This window comes from Thiomicrorhabdus chilensis DSM 12352, from assembly GCF_000483485.1.
Lineage (GTDB): Bacteria > Pseudomonadota > Gammaproteobacteria > Thiomicrospirales > Thiomicrospiraceae > Thiomicrorhabdus > Thiomicrorhabdus chilensis.
The window spans coordinates 386,473-404,018 of sequence record NZ_KI519609.1 but is presented as its reverse complement, the minus strand read 5'-3'; the positions used below and the strand labels follow the sequence as shown (position 1 = coordinate 404,018).

Here is a 17,546-nt window from a genome sequence, read left to right as displayed (position 1 = left end):
AATGTCCGATAAAACCCAAATGACATAGAGGAATACACAAACGGCAGGCACAACGAGCAATAATCAGACACGACCTTGAAAAGTGAACAGGCCTGTTCACTTTTATTCAAACAGCGTCGTGCTTGCTTCTTTAAAGGCTTTGCGGGGCAATGCGGCCCGCCAGGGCACCGGCAATGACCACAAAGGCGGCGGCGACAAACAGACAGGCCTCCATTCCCGCCACTTGGTAAACGTACCCGGACAACAAGGTGCCGGCCAAACGCCCACCGGCGTTGGCCATATAGTAAAAGCCGACATCTTTTGAGGTGCCGTCGGCATCGGCATAAGAAACAATCAGATAAGAGTGCACCGCTGAGTTGAGGGCAAATGCCACCGCAAAGACGATTAAACCAATCAGCAGAATCCATTGCGGTTCAAAACTCAGGGTTAATCCCATCACCAGCGGAATAGTAGCCAAGGCGAACGCGAGCAACATGGCGGTTCTGGCCGTGGGTGGTAAGGATGGAGTCGCCTGACGATCCCCCCCCCGAATGCCGGTCAATTTAGGCGCGGCCGCCTGAATCAAGCCGTATCCAATAACCCAAAACGCCAAGTAAGCGCCAATTTCAGTATGCGTCCATCCTAAAACGCTCGCCAGATAGACCGGAAGCGCCACCACAAACCAGATATCGCGTGCGCCAAACAAGAAAAATCGCGCCGCCGACAAGCCGTTGACCGCCGGGCTTTTGGAAAACAGTTCGCTGAATTTTGGCTTGTTTTTAGCCCGTCCCAGACGGTTATCCAAAAACACTAAAGACACCAACAAAGCCAAAACCAACAGGCCTGTCAGAACGTAAAGGGCGTTTTCAAAGCCGACGCTGGCAAGCAGAAAAGCCCCGATAAAAAAACCCACGCCCTTCAAGGCGTTTTTAGAACCGGTGAGCAGCGCCACCCAACGGTAAAGCTGACCTTCTGCCTCGCTGGCTAGGCTTTTGATGCTGCTTTTGGCACTCATCTTGTTGAGGTCTTTGGCGATTCCCGACAAAGCTTGGGCGATCATCACATAAAACACCGTGAGCCACTCTGGATTGACTGTCAGCATCATCAAGGCCGCGATTTGCAACGCCAAACCCACGTCCATGGTGAGCTTCAGCCCCATTTTTGCGCCCAGCCAACCACCGATCAGATTAGTGACGATACCGAAAAACTCATAGAGCACAAACAGCATCGCAATCTCAAACGGTGTGAATCCCTGCTGATAAAAAAACAGCAGAATCAGCATGCGCAAGGCACCGTCGGTCAGAGTAAACGCCCAATAATTGGCGGTCACAATCGCATATTGTTGCATCGGATTCATAAAACCTTCCTTTTCAAAACCAGCAGGCCTGGTGATTCCCATGTCTTTAGCCAGCCTGATTCATGGAACCGACCTTGATGGCCAACTCCATCATGCGCGCCACATAACCGATCTCATTGTCGTACCAGGCCAACACCTTCAGTTGAGTGCCGTCAACCACCATAGTAGAAGGCGCATCAATCACCGCCGAGCACAGTTCGCCTTCGTAATCCACCGACACCAACGGACGTTCTTCATAGCCCAAAATGTCTTTCAGATAGCTTTCAGACGCTTGTTTGAACAGTGAATTGACTTCATCCACCGAGGTTTCGCGTTTCATCTCCAACACCAAGTCGGTCAAAGAAGCGTTCATCAAAGGCACACGCACCGCCAAACCATTCAAGCGCCCATTCAGTTCCGGAAAAATCGTACCGATCGCCTTGGCCGAACCGGTGGTGGTGGGAATCAAAGATTCAAACCCGGCACGTGCACGTCTTAAGTCCTTATGTCCATGATCCACCACTTTTTGAGTATTGGTGCGGTCGTGCATGGTGGTGATCATGCCGTGCTGAATGCCGATCTGCTCATGCAACACCTTAATCACCGGCGCAATACAGTTGGTGGTGCAGGAAGCCGCAGTGATGACTCGGTCTTTGCCCGCCTCGAAAATGTCATCATTCACCCCCATGACGATATTCTTAATGCCCTCTTTCATGGGTGCGGCCACAATCACCTGTTTAATGCCCTGATCCAGATAAGGCTGAAGCTTTTCAAGGGTACGAAATGCTCCGGTACACTCCAGCACCACATCCACCTCAAGCGCGGCCCAGTCGGTATCGCCGATGGCCGAATTTTGCGTGTAACTGATGGCATGATCGCCGATTACAATCTGATCCGCATCCTCGGTGGCCTGATGATGCCAGCGACCGTGCGCCGAATCGAAGTTCAGAAGATGCGCCGAACCATAGGCATCGGTCGCGGTCTCATTAATGTGCACAAACTCCACTCCCGGCCAATCATAGGCGACGCGCAACGCCAAGCGCCCCATTCTGCCAAAACCGTTTATCGCCACTTTAATCGTCATGGGTCTTTCCTCTCAAAATTTAGTGTGGCCTATTAGACCACGTCAATATGACAAGCCTATGAATCACCTTCATTGACTTTTTGAAGTGTCCAACCACTCATCCACCTGCTTTCGAGTGGGGATCGAACCGGAGTGCACCACCTGGTTGTGAATCACCACCGCCGGTGTCGAGAGGACGCCGTAAGCCGCAATTTCCGCCACATCCTCCACCTTGGCAACCGCCACGCAAACTCCTTTATGCTGCGCCGCTTCCTCAATCAGCTTGACCGTGTTGTTGCAGCTGGCGCATCCGGTTCCCAATACTTTTATCAGCAAAGCCTCCTGATCGGCACAACAAGACGACTTGGATTCTTGCGTCCCGCTACAACATCCCGAGGAGGTCTTGGAGTCACCGGAACAACAGTTCTCGTTTCCGCCCGTGCTTGCATTGCCGGAGGGAGTTGAGCAACAACCCAAATCTTTAGCCTGACTTTTGTCGGAATCGCACACCACGCCACAGGCGACACATTCACCACGGGCATTCTTGAACATTGGACAAAATCCGCTGAAGGATGCCTGAATGGCGTTCAAGGCCATGGCGATCATCAGCCATAAAAACGACACCTCGGTCAGATCGACCTGATCCATAAAATGCGCCACCACTAATAAAACGATCATTGCCATTGCAAAAAAACGCAATGGCTTATTGCCTTTTATACTCACCATCATTTTTAACTCCTTATAAATTCATTACCTTAAATCACCCTTAAATCGCAAGCCAGATCAGCCACAACAGCTGCTCTTGGCGCAACAGGCTGTGGCTTGGCCAAGCTGTTTTTCCTGTTCATGACGCAAAGCCGCCAGGCATTGCGTCTGCGTGGCCGCCAGGCTGAATACGATTTCAAATTCGCCGACTTCAACTTCATCAATAGAATAGAGCGCCATCAGATCCGTCTGATATTCAATCATGACCTCAGAATGCGCTAAATGCGGTAACTTTGTTAATACTTCCTGACTCTGATGCAAAATTTTACTGGCCGTCTCGGCAGTTAAACGGTGCTCTCTATCGGCTCCTAACCACAACTGAATTTGCACATAAGACTCCTCGCGAACCTGTCCACCGCAATCGATGAAGTGGCGAAAAACGCTCCCCACATCGGTAATGTGAAAATGCGCCGGAACCGGCTTGGAATCGAGCAATACAAACCGTAACGTCTTTTCGGGATGTTCGGTTAAAACTCTCTTAAACACCTGAAATTGAATCGTCATACCATCCACTGCCCTAACCAATTAAACAAATAACCCACCAAAATAAACGCCACGACCAACACCGCCACAAACAGCGCCAAAGCCGGCCAACGGATCACTTTTCTTAAAATCAACAGTTCGGGCAAAGACAGCGCCGCGATGCTCATCATCAACGCCAGGCTTGTGCCTAACGGCACACCTTTACCCAGCATCGCCTCTACCACTGGAATCACCCCGGTGGCGTTGGAATAAAGCGGCACACCCAACAATACCGCAGCCGGCACGCTCCACCAATTAGCCGCGTCGGCCAGGGTGGCCGTCACCCACGCTTCGGGTACATAACCGTGAAACAAGGCGCCCAAACCGATACCGATGATCACCCAGTGCCAGATGCGTCTTACGATGACCTTCACTTCGTTCCACGCGAAATCATGCCGCGCCTTGAAACCGTTGGCCTGTGCAAAGGCTTCCTGCTGCTGGCGGCGTTGAATATCCCATACATAGGACTCCACCCAACGCTCTGGCTTGAACCAGCCGATCACCACCGAGCCGACATAGGCCACGGCCCAACCGGCAAGCACATACCACAATGCCACCTCCCAGCCCAGAAGCGAGACCAGCAACACGACCGCCACTTCATTGACCATCGGACTGGCAATCAAAAAGGCAAACGTAATACTCACCGGAATGCGCGCTTCCACAAAACCGATAAACAGCGGCACCGACGAGCACGAACAAAACGGTGTGACCGATCCAAGACCAATCGCCATCGAACGCCCTACCCACAAAGGTTTGCCTGCAACAAGCGCGCGAATGCGTTCGGTAGAGACAAACGCCCTGAGCAAACCCATGGCGTAAATAATCACCACCAGCAAAAAGAATATCTTCAGGGCATCCATCACAAAAAACTGAATGGCCGCACCCGAGGCACTGTCGCTGGCCAGTGTCAGCAAATCATACGCAACCCAGTTTCCAATAAGGTCGAACAGCTCAAACATACCGACTTACATACCCTGTTCAAATTGCAGATAGGTTCGGTTTAAAATGGTTTTATGCCAGGAATCGTAATGCTCCAGATGTTTGAATTCCGGCCAATCCGCATTGTCTGCCACCGCCTGATCCACACCCAACATTTCGTCTGCAGCGGCCGACATCACCTCCACCAACTTATCCAAATAGTCACCGGTATCGCGTCGTGCCTTTTTCCAATCACACACCTGTCCGTGCCCCGGCACGATCACCTTGGCTGGAAACGATTCCGCCTTATGAAAGGCCTGCTGCCAAGAGTTCACCTTAGAAAAAGGATGCACTCCCAGCATGCGGTCAACATAGATCAAGTCGCCGGAAAACAACACCTTCTGATTGGGCAGCCACAAGACTGCATCGCCAGGAAAGTGAGCATCCCCCAAGAAAAGCAGTTCAAAGTCCACGCCTCCCACACTGAATTTACCTGTCTCACCTTCAAAAGGGTTGGCTGCATAGGCCGGCTGGGTCGTGGCGAACAGGGTCGAGACTTTTGTCATTTTCTCGATATGCCCTAATGCCATGCTTTTCTGGGTGGCCACGGTTTTGGCCAACGCATACACTTTCGCTCCCTTGGCCGCAAAATAGTCGTTTCCCAACCAGCGATGATCTTGGCTGCCGGTGTTGATGACAGCCACAATCTGCTGGTCGGTAATGCGCTTGGCGGCCTGCTCCAAGGCTTTGGCTGAAGGATTGCCGGCACCGGAGTCAATCAGCACCGCTCCTTCACTCGTGACCACCAGACCGATATTGTTGTTCAGCCCCAGATTTTCTTCGGTACGATTCGTCAAAGGGCCAACGTAGGCATAGACCTGATCGGCAACCGGCTCAAACTTCACCTCAAATCCCAGCGCGGATTGCGAAGAAAGCCCCCACAGCACCATTAAAAACCCCACCAGTTTTTTCAAGCTTTTCATTCCCACTCCTTTTGCAACTGTTTGCAACATCGGTTTAATTGTTTATATTCGCTTATACGGATATACATTTTTCCTGTTTTTATCGTAAATTACAAGCCATACATTAGAAAATTATGAAAAAATCGTTCAGAATAAAAGACTGCTCCGATTTTGTTAAAAAAGGCTTAACAGACAATTCCATGACCCTTGACACCCTAACTCAGATTTACAAATCCTTGTCCGAACCCATCAGGCTTCGCATCATCCACCTGCTGATGCAGCGTGATTCCCTATGTGTTTGCGACTTGGTTGAGATTCTGCAACTCAACCAAAGCACCGTCTCGCGTCATCTGTCTTACCTGAAAAATGCCGGCATGGTACAAGCCTGGCGGGAAGGCACCTGGATGCACTACGCGCTCAACCAAGCCACACTTGACCCGGTCAACCGCGAGTTTATTGAATCGACCATGCAGGATTTTGCCGAAATTCAGCAAGACCAAAACCGCTTAATCGAACATGAAAAGGCCCCTAGAAAGTGCGCACTCTCTTAATTTCAAAGCTTCAACAAAATGAACAGGCCTGCTCACTTTGACGTATCCCGGTTCGGCAACAGTGTGAATTCTGCTTAAAATGCACAGCATGAATGCCATAAAACCATAAACTTGGGCGGAGTTAAATCGATATGCGGGAAAATTATTTTATATAATGGGCTCCTTATGAGAGCTTTGCACGAGTCAAAGCTCTCTTTATATTTAAAAGCCTAAAGCAGAGTTTGGTAAATGAAAAACAGAGTCTTTGATGTTGTCATCGTCGGTGGCGGAATTTCCGGCAGTGCCCTGACTTATATTTTATCTAAATACAGCGATGTCAAATCCATCGCCGTGCTTGAAAAATATGGCTCACTGGCACCCTTAAACTCCAATGCCCGCAGCAACAGCCAAACCCTGCACTGCGGTGATATCGAAACCAACTATACGCTTGAAAAAGCGGTTATCGTCAAACGCCAGGCCAATATGCTGGTGCATTACGCCAACCAGGTTGAAAAGAACGATTTCCTGTTCAAGTTCCCCAAGATGATTCTGGCCGTGGGCGAAGACGAATGCGCCCGCTTGGAAGAACGCCATCACACCTTTGCCGAAGCCTTCCCTTATATGGAACTCTGGGACGCCGAGCGCATCGCCGAAGTCGAACCCAAAGTTGCCTTTAAAGATGGACAGCCGCGTCCGGAAAAAATCCTCGCTTCGGGCTGTACCGATGAATATTCCGCCGTCAACTATGGCAACCTATCCAAGTCGTTCATCAACAGCGCTCGTAAATACGGCAAAGAGATCAACGTCTCCTTGGGAGCGCAAGTCGAAAAAATCGCCCGCTTTGATGACCATTACGAACTCACCACCCCACAAGGCACCTTTATGGCGCAATTTGTGGTGGTGTCCGCCGGCGCGCACAGCTTATTGCTGGCCAACCAGCTAGGACACGGTCTGGACATGTCGATTTTGCCGATGGCCGGCAGCTTCTATTACGTGCCAAAAATGCTCAACGGCAAGGTCTACACCATGCAAAACGACAAACTGCCGTTTGCCGCTTTGCACGGCGATCCGGATTTGGTGGAGCTCGACAAAACCCGATTGGGGCCGACCGCCCTGGTTCTGCCCAAACTGGAACGCTATACAGGCGGCACCTACTGGGATTTCTGGAAAAGTTTGAAACTCGATTTCAAAGTGCTCAAAGTCTTTTGGGATTTGATGAAAGACAGCACCATCCGCAACTACATTTTCCGCAATTTCGCGTTTGAAATCCCGTGGGTACGTCAACGCCTGTTTGCCAAAGACGCCCAGAAAATCCTGCCGGACATTAAACCCGAGGATTTGGAATACGCGGCCGGCATCGGCGGCTTGCGCCCTCAAGTCATCGACAAGACCGAGATGAAATTGAAACTGGGTGAAGCCAGCATTGTGCCGGAAAAAGAGAACCTGATTTTCAACATGACGCCGTCGCCGGGCGCCACCACCTGCCTGGGCAACGCCTATCGCGACGCACAGATCATTGCCGAACGTCTCGGGGTGAATCTGGATAAAGAGACGCTGGTGGAAGAGCTACTGGAAGGCGACGACCTGTTGTTTTTCAAATAAGCCCAGAGCCTCTTACCGTGACTGCTCGTGCCCTTCCCGTCCACCTGATAAGCGGCCTTTTAGGAAGCGGCAAAACCACCACGCTCAAACAGCTGTTACAACAGAAACCCGTCAGTGAACGCTGGGGCATCTTAATCAACGAATTCGGTGACATCGACATTGATGCCGCCACACTCAAAGCCGAAGCCGAAACCCAGTCACAAGACCAAAAAGCCTCCGTTCACATTCTGGAAGTCTCCGGGGGCTGTGTGTGCTGCACCGCCCAGTTCGGACTCACGCAAGCCTTGCAGCAGTTACTTGAAAATGATCTGGATCGCTTGTGGATTGAGCCGACCGGACTCGGACACCCCGCCAAAATCATCGACACGCTAAAACACGCCCCCCTCCAACGTCCTTTAGACTTGCAGGCGATCATCTGCGTGATCACCCCTCAACAACTGACAAAGGAACGCTGGCGCAAATCCACCGTGATGCGCGATCTGGTGACCTTGGCGGACATTGTTCTACTCAATAAAATCGACTTGAGCAGCGCCCAACAAGAGGACAGCGCCCACACTTTAGTGGACGGGCTCTATCCGCCAAAAACCGAAGTCATCCGCACGGAGTTCGGTCGCATTGAACTGGCCAAGTTGAAACAGCCACACCGCCCGGCTGACTTTGTATTGTTGCATACTGCGTATAGCCACCTGAGCCCAACCACTTACCAAACCGAAATGCATCACTCGACTCTGCCGGGGGTACAGGTCTGCCAACTTTCAAAAGACCCGGAGAACGGACAAATTCAAGCCTTAGGCTGGATATTCAGCGCCGACACCCAGTTTAACCGAGTGCAACTCAAGGCCTTTTTTGAACAGCTTAATCCGCTTTTAAGTCGCGCCAAAGGGTTGCTCAAAACCGGTAAAGAGTGGCAACTTATAAACGGGTCGGGGGAAGGATTACAGTTTGAAGACATCGCCTGGCGTCAAGATTCTCGCCTGGAACTGATTTTCAAAACCGGTCATTTGCCGCTAAAATCGGGCCCGCACAAAAACCCAACCACAGCCAAGGACATTGAAATTCAACTACTTAGTTGCATACATTCGTCAAAAAAACGTCATTAAAAATTTATGTGCATAACAAAAATTTGCTAGAATTGCGTCTTATTTTCATTAATGACAAGGATTTACCTCCCTGCCATTCAGAGCCCTCTTTAAAAAGCTCTCTTAAAGTCGAAGGAAATTGCATGACCAAGCACATGCCCGATATCGCATGCCAACCACATTTTGGCCCGACAGGTAAACTGAACTGGGTTGGAATGAGTGGAATCGAACTCCCTATTTTAGTGAAACAAGCCCAATCGGACGGTTCGGCCGCGATTGATGTACGCCTGTCTTCTCAGGCGCAAGCCTACGTGAACCTGATTGACCCGCAAAGCAAAGGCATTCATATGTCGCGTTTGTATTTGCTGCTTGACCAGATGGCCACCCAAAAAGCCTTGACGCCAAAAGCCGTCAAAGCCATTTTGGACGCATTCATTGATTCCCACCAAACGCTGAGTACGCATGCTTTTGTAGAATTCAAGTTCGACTACTACGAACGCCGCAACTCACTGAAAAGCGACAACAGCGGCTGGAAACACTACCCGACCACCTTGCGCGGCGAACTGCGCAATGGTGAGTTTGAATGTGAACTGTCGATAGAGATCCCTTACTCTTCGACCTGCCCCTGTTCCGCAGCCCTGTCCCGCCAACTGATTCAAGAAGCCTTTGAAGCCCAGTTTGCGGGACAATCGCTTGATTATCAAACCGTGCTTGACTGGCTCGGAACCCCGGAGGGCATCAACGCCACCCCGCACAGCCAGCGTTCTTACGCCCAGGTCAAGGTCAAGGTTCCGGAAAGCGAGCAGTTGGACATCTCCGGTTTGATCAATCAGATTGAAGACGCTGTGCAAACGCCGGTTCAGGCTGCGGTAAAACGCGAAGACGAACAGGAATTCGCACGATTGAACGCCTCCAATCTGATGTTCTGCGAAGACGCCGGTCGACGTTTGCAAAACAAACTAGACCAGTGCGGTTACCTCGACTACTGGGTACGCGTCAACCACCTGGAAAGTCTGCATCCGCATGACGCCGTGGCGATTGTCACCAAAGGTATCGACAATGGTTACATCGACGATCCAAACCTGATGGACCCGATGAAGTAAGCCAATCCTGTTGGTTGCCGTAAACTAAAAAGCCGAAATGGACAGGCCTGTCCATTTCGGCTTTTTTTATTGCCTGATCGGAAACACATTAAATCGTACTGTCTATCCGACAAACATGTTAATTTGGTACTGGTTTGAGTGAAGTTCGCGGCGGAGGTGGACGACATTGAATCACACTCAATGAGTCCGAGTCCAACAAAGAAATGTTTGACTACAAAATTTGGAAAAGTATTTTGAGAGATTTCTAGGCAAATGGTTGCGAAGCTTTCTCACTGAAGCGATTGAATTTTTGAGGGAATTTTAGTGCAGTTCGCGGCGGAGACGGACGACGTTGAGTAACACTCAATGAGTCCGACTCCAACAAAGAAATGTGCAAAATTCACCAAAAATTAGAAGTCGCCACCGGTGATTTCTTGATAGATATGACGCGCGTTATTTTTAGCCGCCTGATCGAACACCGGACGATCCTTGTACATCGACTGGTCAACCTGCTCGGCATCTTCCTGGTTTCCTCCGGCATCCACCACCTTTTGAACCTCTTGATGCATGTACACCAGATAATCGTACATCTGACGTTTAGCGGTGGCCATATCGGTTGGTGTACCGTGTCCCGGAATCACAATAGTGTCTTCCGGAATTTGACTGAGCATGTTTTTGTAGGACCCTTCCCAAGCAAAGGAATCGGTGTATTTGAAGAACACCGGCATGCGCTCGTTAAAGCCCAAATCACCGGTCAGAATGACGTTGCGTGACGGAACATAAACACTGGTTGAAGCGGGAGTGTGCCCCGGCCCGAAATCTTTGAGCAACACCGTCTCACCGCCGCCGACGTCAATTTCTAACTCGCCGTCAAAGGTAGTGAACTTGTCGGCAACATTACGAGCCGAAGCGGTAATGTCTCTTCCAACCCGCACGGACCACTCCTCTTTGATGTAAGGAAAAGCCTCGTCAAACTGCTGATTGGCCATGCTGCTGGAATAGAGGTTTCTGACCCCCACATCCACCCAGTAGCTTGCGCCCAGATAGGCATGCCCCTGGTTATTTTCCACCGCAACCCACTTAACCGGTTTATGGGTGATTTTCTTGATCTGTTGATGCAGGGTATATGCCAGAGCCGGATTGGCGCCGGCATTGAACACAAACACCCCATCTTCAAAAATGATAAACGAGAGGTTATTGTTGAGTCCGTAGTTGGAAGGGTTATGCCAGATCATACTGCCGACCACGGTATAGACCCCATCGGTGACTTTCTGGGCTTGCGGTATGGGCAGTTGCTTACCAATGTAACCCACACTTTTCTCGGTTTTGGCCACATCCTTGGCATAACTTTCTACGGCCTCTTCCAGCATCACGCTGTGTGAACCGATCTCCTTGGCGTATTGCTCAAATCCGGCCACATAAGGGTCTTCATTTGTGGCGGCAAAAACGGAACTGCTTAAAACAGCCGATGACATCGCCAACATTAAGATTCGCTTATTCATGTAGATCTCCCTTGATTCAACATTCACAAGCATCTTAACATTAAAATCTATGCGTAATTATCACTAAGTTCTATCAAGCAAATTAGAATTTTTATGCTCATAAACATCAAAGATGGTGATCGCCATGGCCGCGATCACCGGACCGAAAAACAGCCCAATCACACCAAAATGAATCAGCCCGGCAAAGGTCGAAAGCACGGTCAACAGAGTATGATTGGCCACCGCCAAACCTTCTCCGGCCTGCCCCAAAGAGCGTGTAATACGGTTGATTAAAATGGGGCGCATAATGTTGTCGATCACAAACCCGGTGATTACCACCCCCCAAAAGGCGATGACGGCGGCGGTCACATAATCGCCTTTTACCAGCGCAAACACGGTAATTGGGATCCAGATCAGCGCGGCCCCGACCACCGGAATGAAAGAGGCCACGGCTATGGCCATACCGATGAACAAACCGGGAAGCCCAAGTAGCCAAGCCACCAAAGCGAAGGATACCCCCTGCATCACCGCAATCCCCAAAACCGACAGCGTCAATACCGCAGACAGGCTGGCAAAACGATCCATGACCATCTGGTCGTAATAGTTTTCCAAAGGGGAGAGGATTTTCAAATGGTGCGCCACCAGATGACCGTCGCGATAGAAGAAAAACAACGCAAACACCGACAAACCGATAAAGGTCACAAACGAAGAGGTGCTGCCGACAATGCCTTCCAGCAAAAACACCGTCACCTTCTGGGCGAAGGCGATGATTTTTTCAGAATTGTTGCGCAACTGCTCGATGACACTCAGTTGCGCCTCATCACTCAAAGGCAGATAACTCAAAAAAGTTTGATTGAGTTTGACCAGACTTTCCGCGTTCTGCTGACCAATCCAGGCCTGCGCACTGCCATAAAGGTGCCCGACCTGCAGACTGACCTCGACCAACAGATAGGTCACCGGCGCAATCACCCCGACGAACACCAACAGGCTCATGGCCGAAGCCGCCATGGTCTGCGAACCATTGAAGCGTCTCAGTAATTTGGCATAATAGCCATAACTGGCGGTGGCGAGAATCATGGCAAAAAACAGCGCCTCCAGAAAGGGCGAAAACAGCCACAACAGGCCAAACAACGCCAGCAACAGTAAAATGAGTAAAAAGCCTTCCTCATAGGGAGCATTTGAACGCATAATAGTCCTCGAGACCGAATTTAAAAATTAAGAGTACCCTACCATGAACCCAAACATTGAAAAAGTGATAATTCGCCCTGAAGGCTCATTGCAGATACTCTCCTACCAGGAAGCCGAACAACTGTCTGACATGAGTGCCGGCGGCCTCAACGATCTCCTAAAGCAGTGCGCCTTGGCAGTCTTGAACACCGGTTCAAACGAAGACAGCGGCTTGGCCTTGCTGGAAGCCTATCCGGATTTCGACATCCAAGTCACCGTCAAAGGCCGCGGCGTTCAATTGGTCATCAATCACCCACCCAAACATGCGTTTGTGGACGGCGAGATGATTGTCGGTCTCAAAGAACATCTTTATGCCGTTTTGCGTGACCTGGTTTACGCCCGCAACGAGATCCTGGAGTCCGGCCAGTTCAAACTGGACGACAGTTTCGGAATCACCAACGCCATCTTTCACATCGCCCGCAACGCCCAATTATTGCAACCCAATACCCTGCCCAATGTGATTGTTTGCTGGGGCGGCCACGCCATCTCCGTTGAAGAATATGATTACTCCAAACACCAAGGCTATGAACTGGGCTTGCGCAACCTGGACATTTGCACCGGCTGCGGACCGGGTGCCATGAAAGGCCCCATGAAAGGTGCAGTACTCGGACACGGCAAACAGCGATACGCTTATGGCCGTTACATCGGCATCACCGAACCCGGCATCATCGCCGCCGAAGCCCCCAATGCAATCGTCAACGAACTGTGCATTTTCCCAGACATCGAAAAACGCCTTGAAGCCTTTGTGCGCATCGGCCACGGCATTGTGGTTTTTCCTGGCGGCGCCGGCACCATGGAAGAGATTCTGTATCTGCTGAGCATTCTTTTGCACCCCAAAAATGCCAATATACCTTTCCCGCTGGTTTTGAGTGGGCCGACCAGCAGCCAAGCCTATTTTGAGAGCATCGCCGGATTTGTCCGCAATACCTTGGGGGAAACGGCAGTGGACAGACTCAATATCATCATCAACGAACCCCGCAAGGTTGCCAGAGAGATGAAACAAGCCATGGAAGCAATTCGTCAAGACCGTAAAGAGAGCAGCGACGCCTACTATTTCAACTGGCGCCTGCACATCGAACTCGATCAGCAGCAACCGTTTATCCCCTCTCATGAGAACATGGCGAATCTCAACCTGCACAAAAACCAGCCGCCTCATGAACTCGCCAGCCAGCTACGCAAGGCTTTTTCAGGCATTGTCGCCGGCAATGTGAAGGCGGACGGCATTCGCGAAATCGAATTCCACGGCCCGTTTGAGATTAATGGGGATCCCGACATCATGCAGGAAATGGACACTTTATTGCAGAGCTTCGTTGAACAAAAACGCATGAAAATCGACGCAAGCACGTATAATCCCTGCTATAAGATTATTCGTTGACCCAACACTTGAGATTCGCATGACATTTGAAGATTTTGACCTGGATGGCGCACTCCTGAGCGCCATTGAGAAACAAGCCTACCACAAGCCTACGCCCATACAAGCCGAGGCGATTCCCGCCCTGCTGGAGCGTCAGGATGTACTTGCCGGCGCCGCCACCGGCACAGGCAAAACCGCCGCTTTCGTATTGCCAATGCTGCAATACCTGTTGGACGAACCCAAACATCCACGCCACCCTCGGGTGATGTTATTGGCTCCGACACGGGAGCTGGCGTTTCAGATTCACAAGGTCATCAAACAGCTGGGCAGCCTATGCGAATTCTCATCGGTGATCATCACTGGCGGATTCGATCAGAACAAACAGATCAAAAACCTGAAAGATCCATTCGACATTCTGGTCGCCACACCGGGGCGCCTGACACATCTGATGGCGGAAGGCGCCGTCAATCTTTCTGAAATCGAAATGGTCATCATCGACGAAGCCGACCGCATGCTCGATATGGGTCAAGGCAAAGACGTGCGTGCCCTGCTCGACGCCATTCCCGGCGATTTTCAGGCAGGCCTGTTCTCCGCAACCCTAGCCGGTTCAGGCGTGAGAAAATTTGCCGAAGAGATTCTGGAAGACCCGGTCACCATCCAGATTGAAGCACCCAACCAAAAATCTGAACAGATCCAACAGCTGGTCTATCTGGCCAACGACAAAGCGCATAAGCAGGCACTGCTGGAAAACATCCTCAATGATGCCAGCTGCAACAGCGCCATCGTATTCTGCAACAAAAAAGAACGCGCGCTCGAAGTGGCCGACTGGCTGCAATCGCGCAATGTTTCCGCACAAGTATTGCATGGCGATTTCATTCAGGCGGTGCGCCTGGAAAAAATGCAGAAGTTCAAAAGCGGCAAAATCAAAGTATTGGTGGCCACGGATGTCGCGGCAAGAGGTCTCGATCTGCTTAACGTCACCCATGTCATCAACTACGACATGCCATTCCGTGGAGACATCTACATACACCGCATCGGCCGAACCGGGCGCGCCCAGCAGGTCGGGCTGGCGATCAACCTGGTAGAACGCCACGACATCGAACACCTGCAGCGCATCGAATACCACCTGCAACAGCGCCTGCCGGTCGCCAAAATAAAAGGCTTGGAAGCCCGCTTCACCCTCAAGGATGTTGAGAAAAGCAAAAGCAAGAAAAAGAAGAAACCCGGTAAAAAAAGCGCCGCCAAGAAAAAAGCCAAAAAATAAGACTTTTCAAAATGAGCAGGCCTGGTCGGTAAACGGTTTGATTTGCAAACATACATTATCAATACCGGTTACAAAAACAAAAAAAGCGGCCTTTGTGGCCGCTTTTTTTATTTGATAAGCAGAAAAAACGAATGCAATTTCGTTCTTCAAACTTCCTGCTGTTTTGGCATGGTGGAAAGCACATCAAAATAATAATGCGCCAACGCGATGACCGCCAACACCGGAGCAAACAGGCTTAACACCGGCAGCAGGCTGAGCGCGAAAAAACCGCCCAACGTCAGGGTTGGCGTCCAGTTACTCAAGGCTTTGACTTCATTGAACATCGATTCCGGCAAGATCACCTGCCCCACATCCAACACCACGGTATAACGGAAAAACAGGAAACCGAGCAACCAAAACCATACTATATTGACCAGCGGAATAAACAGCATGGGGATGGTGACCAAAAACAGCAACAACATCAGCAAACCGAATTTCAGCATTTTCCAAAGCATGCCGGAAATCGTTCCATGACCTTGATAACGGGTGTGCGGGTAATGTTTGTCGTGCACCGCCTTAACCAGGCTGTCGGTCATGAATCCTGTGATGATCATGGCAAACAATAAAATCAGATAACTGCCCAGCAAAATGCCGAGAATACCAGCAATCACCGCGACCACCACGCCGATTAACCACAACAACGCCGCCCCGATAAACGGAATGGCGCCAATCGTCTGCTCGGCTTGCTGCTGCCAACCGTTGAACTCCTGAACCATCGGATTGTTTGTAATGAAATCGCTCATCAAAAACACGCCAAACAATCCATAGCCCATCACCGACACCAGGATAATCGCGGCACCGAACGGAATGAACAGACGCCACAAAATGGCCGGCTCTTTCAAGTCCGCTAGGGTTTTCCAGAAGAGGTCAATCATAGATGTCTCACTTAATCCAAATAGATTTGATGTTCGTGAACTCACGGATACCGTGAACCGATAGTTCACGCCCGTAACCGGAGTTTTTGACGCCCCCGAACGGCATGCGCGGATCAGAAAAAGTGGTGCTGTTAACATAGGTGGCGCCGGATTCCATGCCACGCGCCATGGTTTCTGCGGTGGCCAAATCATCACTCCAGATGGATCCGCCCAAACCGAAATCGACCGAGTTGGCGATGCCCAGCGCATGGGCCGGTTCAGAAGCTTTCAACACCACAGCCACCGGCCCAAATAGCTCTTCGCTGTACGCGGGCATGTTACTGGTCACATTGGTGAGAATGGTGGGCGCGTAAAAACTGCCGGGGCGATCCAACTGGTAACCGCCGGTGACAATCTTCGCGCCCATTTCCACCGAACGCATCACCTGGTCATGCAGTTCATCCAACAAATCCTGACGTGCCATAGGAGCCAAGGTGGTTTTCTCATCCATTGGGTCGCCGGCCACAAAATGGCTTTCGATCGCTTGTTTGAAACGTTCAATAAAGTCTTCCGCCAGAAACTGGTCGACAATGAAACGTTTGGCGGCAATGCAGCTTTGCCCCATATTGATGAAACGGCCTTTCATAGCTCCCTCAATAGCGGCGCTCATATTGGCGTTGTCCAATACGATAAAGGCATCGGAACCACCCAGTTCCAACACCGCCTTTTTCAATTCGGAGCCGGCGATACTCGCTACTTTACGTCCGGCAGGTTCACTGCCGGTTAAACTCACGGCACGCACCGCCGGGTGGCGAATCACCTGCTCAACTTGAGAGGAGGGAATCATCAAGGTGGTAAAGGTATAGTCCGGAAAGCCGGCTTTGCGGAAAACTTCCTCAATCGCCAAGGCACATTGCGGCACATTGGAGGCGTGCTTGAGCAATGCAACATTACCGGCAATCAAAGCCGGAGCTGCAAAACGGAATACCTGCCAGAAAGGATAGTTCCACGGCATGACCGCCAGAACCGCCCCCAAAGGAAGATAAGCCACATAACTCTTGCTGGCGTCTGTCTCGATGGTTTCATCCGCCAGAAAAGCCGGGCCATGATCGGCATAAAATTCACACACCCAAGCCGATTTTTCTATCTCGGCTTCGGCTTCGGCGTAGGTTTTACCCATTTCCAGAGTGATCAATTCGGCCAAAAGGTCACTGTCATCCCGCAATACATTCGCCACCCGTCGCATCAAGGCGCAACGATCCTCAATCGGCGTCAGTTTCGACCAGTCCGGAAAGTGGTAACCGGCTTGGGTCACCACCTCCTGCAAAGTCTCGTTATCCCAAGTATCAAAAGTCGCTAATAATTCGCCTGTGGCGGGATTAATGGACTGCATGGCCATCTTTTACTCCTAAAACGTATTAATTCTGTATGACGCTTTATCCCGGCACATCCGGGATAAGCATGGCTGAAAGGGTGACACCATAACCGC

Annotated in this window: 16 protein-coding genes; 6 read left to right on the top strand and 10 right to left on the bottom strand. The window is 50.8% G+C overall.

Going from position 1 to position 17,546, the window contains the following annotated elements; genetic code table 11:
* Positions 1–130 precede the first annotated feature (130 nt).
* The 6 genes from arsJ to B076_RS0101900 form a co-directional block, all read right to left on the bottom strand.
* Positions 131–1,336 carry an organoarsenical effux MFS transporter ArsJ gene (gene arsJ, locus B076_RS0101930; RefSeq protein WP_211230173.1) on the bottom strand — a complete coding sequence of 402 codons (1,206 nt, stop codon included), beginning with the start codon at positions 1,334–1,336 and terminating at the stop codon, positions 131–133.
* A gap of 46 nt (positions 1,337–1,382) precedes the next feature.
* Complete coding sequence (locus B076_RS0101925) at positions 1,383–2,399, bottom strand: ArsJ-associated glyceraldehyde-3-phosphate dehydrogenase (RefSeq protein WP_028485818.1); 1,017 nt, start codon at positions 2,397–2,399, stop codon at positions 1,383–1,385.
* Positions 2,400–2,468: 69 nt separating this feature from the next.
* The gene (locus B076_RS13130) at positions 2,469–3,107 is read right to left on the bottom strand and encodes a thioredoxin family protein (RefSeq protein WP_245566297.1); all 639 of its coding nucleotides are present in this window, start codon (positions 3,105–3,107) and stop codon (positions 2,469–2,471) included.
* Between the two features lie 54 nt (positions 3,108–3,161).
* A complete protein-coding gene (locus B076_RS11800; protein ID WP_051347109.1) occupies positions 3,162–3,647 on the bottom strand; it encodes a DUF6428 family protein in 486 nt (161 codons plus the stop codon).
* Positions 3,644–4,624, bottom strand: a complete 981-nt coding sequence (locus B076_RS0101905; protein WP_211230172.1) for a permease — start codon at positions 4,622–4,624, stop codon at positions 3,644–3,646. The genes B076_RS11800 and B076_RS0101905 overlap by 4 nt, the downstream gene beginning before the upstream one ends.
* Positions 4,625–4,630: 6 nt before the next feature.
* Positions 4,631–5,566: an MBL fold metallo-hydrolase gene (locus tag B076_RS0101900; protein WP_038150641.1), complete on the bottom strand. Its 936-nt coding sequence runs from the start codon at positions 5,564–5,566 to the stop codon at positions 4,631–4,633.
* Positions 5,567–5,745: 179 nt separating this feature from the next.
* Here B076_RS0101900 and B076_RS0101895 point away from each other — a divergent pair, with 179 nt between their 5' ends.
* From B076_RS0101895 to folE2, 4 genes are all read left to right on the top strand, one after another.
* Positions 5,746–6,096 carry an ArsR/SmtB family transcription factor gene (locus tag B076_RS0101895; protein ID WP_028485815.1) on the top strand — a complete coding sequence of 117 codons (351 nt, stop codon included), beginning with the start codon at positions 5,746–5,748 and terminating at the stop codon, positions 6,094–6,096.
* Between the two features lie 228 nt (positions 6,097–6,324).
* Positions 6,325–7,677, top strand: coding sequence for an FAD-dependent oxidoreductase (locus B076_RS0101890; RefSeq protein ID WP_028485814.1), 1,353 nt, complete (start codon positions 6,325–6,327; stop codon positions 7,675–7,677).
* A gap of 17 nt (positions 7,678–7,694) precedes the next feature.
* Positions 7,695–8,777, top strand: coding sequence for a CobW family GTP-binding protein (locus tag B076_RS12895; protein ID WP_051347108.1), 1,083 nt, complete (start codon positions 7,695–7,697; stop codon positions 8,775–8,777).
* Positions 8,778–8,899: 122 nt separating this feature from the next.
* The gene (gene folE2, locus B076_RS0101880) at positions 8,900–9,859 is read left to right on the top strand and encodes a GTP cyclohydrolase FolE2 (protein ID WP_028485813.1); all 960 of its coding nucleotides are present in this window, start codon (positions 8,900–8,902) and stop codon (positions 9,857–9,859) included.
* Positions 9,860–10,248: 389 nt separating this feature from the next.
* On the opposite strand, the gene B076_RS0101875 is transcribed toward folE2, so the two are convergent.
* Together B076_RS0101875 and B076_RS0101870 are read right to left on the bottom strand one after the other, a co-directional pair.
* Positions 10,249–11,340, bottom strand: coding sequence for an MBL fold metallo-hydrolase (locus B076_RS0101875; protein ID WP_028485812.1), 1,092 nt, complete (start codon positions 11,338–11,340; stop codon positions 10,249–10,251).
* Between the two features lie 63 nt (positions 11,341–11,403).
* Entirely contained in the window at positions 11,404–12,507 is a 1,104-nt protein-coding gene (locus B076_RS0101870; protein ID WP_028485811.1) for an AI-2E family transporter, read from the bottom strand.
* Between the two features lie 43 nt (positions 12,508–12,550).
* Here B076_RS0101870 and ppnN point away from each other — a divergent pair, with 43 nt between their 5' ends.
* Together ppnN and B076_RS0101860 are read left to right on the top strand one after the other, a co-directional pair.
* Positions 12,551–13,921: a nucleotide 5'-monophosphate nucleosidase PpnN gene (gene ppnN, locus B076_RS0101865; protein ID WP_028485810.1), complete on the top strand. Its 1,371-nt coding sequence runs from the start codon at positions 12,551–12,553 to the stop codon at positions 13,919–13,921.
* A gap of 19 nt (positions 13,922–13,940) precedes the next feature.
* On the top strand, positions 13,941–15,164 hold the full coding sequence (locus B076_RS0101860) for a DEAD/DEAH box helicase (protein WP_028485809.1): 1,224 nt from the start codon (positions 13,941–13,943) through the stop codon (positions 15,162–15,164).
* A gap of 146 nt (positions 15,165–15,310) precedes the next feature.
* On the opposite strand, the gene B076_RS0101850 is transcribed toward B076_RS0101860, so the two are convergent.
* Complete coding sequence (locus B076_RS0101850) at positions 15,311–16,078, bottom strand: EI24 domain-containing protein (protein ID WP_028485808.1); 768 nt, start codon at positions 16,076–16,078, stop codon at positions 15,311–15,313.
* A 7-nt stretch (positions 16,079–16,085) separates the two neighbouring features.
* Positions 16,086–17,456: an NAD-dependent succinate-semialdehyde dehydrogenase gene (locus B076_RS0101845; RefSeq protein WP_028485807.1), complete on the bottom strand. Its 1,371-nt coding sequence runs from the start codon at positions 17,454–17,456 to the stop codon at positions 16,086–16,088.
* Between the last annotated feature and the right edge of the window lie 90 nt (positions 17,457–17,546).

Excerpts from the sequence above, each read along its gene's own strand:
- arsJ (WP_211230173.1), bottom strand. The coding sequence starts at position 1,336 with ATGAATCCGATGCAACAATATGCGATTGTGACCGCCAATTATTGGGCG.
- B076_RS0101925 (WP_028485818.1), bottom strand. The coding sequence starts at position 2,399 with ATGACGATTAAAGTGGCGATAAACGGTTTTGGCAGAATGGGGCGCTTG.
- B076_RS13130 (WP_245566297.1), bottom strand. The coding sequence starts at position 3,107 with ATGATGGTGAGTATAAAAGGCAATAAGCCATTGCGTTTTTTTGCAATG.
- B076_RS11800 (WP_051347109.1), bottom strand. The coding sequence starts at position 3,647 with ATGACGATTCAATTTCAGGTGTTTAAGAGAGTTTTAACCGAACATCCC.
- B076_RS0101905 (WP_211230172.1), bottom strand. The coding sequence starts at position 4,624 with ATGTTTGAGCTGTTCGACCTTATTGGAAACTGGGTTGCGTATGATTTG.
- B076_RS0101900 (WP_038150641.1), bottom strand. The coding sequence starts at position 5,566 with ATGAAAAGCTTGAAAAAACTGGTGGGGTTTTTAATGGTGCTGTGGGGG.
- B076_RS0101895 (WP_028485815.1), top strand. The coding sequence starts at position 5,746 with ATGACCCTTGACACCCTAACTCAGATTTACAAATCCTTGTCCGAACCC.
- B076_RS0101890 (WP_028485814.1), top strand. The coding sequence starts at position 6,325 with ATGAAAAACAGAGTCTTTGATGTTGTCATCGTCGGTGGCGGAATTTCC.
- folE2 (WP_028485813.1), top strand. The coding sequence starts at position 8,900 with ATGACCAAGCACATGCCCGATATCGCATGCCAACCACATTTTGGCCCG.
- B076_RS0101875 (WP_028485812.1), bottom strand. The coding sequence starts at position 11,340 with ATGAATAAGCGAATCTTAATGTTGGCGATGTCATCGGCTGTTTTAAGC.
- B076_RS0101870 (WP_028485811.1), bottom strand. The coding sequence starts at position 12,507 with ATGCGTTCAAATGCTCCCTATGAGGAAGGCTTTTTACTCATTTTACTG.
- ppnN (WP_028485810.1), top strand. The coding sequence starts at position 12,551 with ATGAACCCAAACATTGAAAAAGTGATAATTCGCCCTGAAGGCTCATTG.
- B076_RS0101860 (WP_028485809.1), top strand. The coding sequence starts at position 13,941 with ATGACATTTGAAGATTTTGACCTGGATGGCGCACTCCTGAGCGCCATT.
- B076_RS0101850 (WP_028485808.1), bottom strand. The coding sequence starts at position 16,078 with ATGATTGACCTCTTCTGGAAAACCCTAGCGGACTTGAAAGAGCCGGCC.
- B076_RS0101845 (WP_028485807.1), bottom strand. The coding sequence starts at position 17,456 with ATGGCCATGCAGTCCATTAATCCCGCCACAGGCGAATTATTAGCGACT.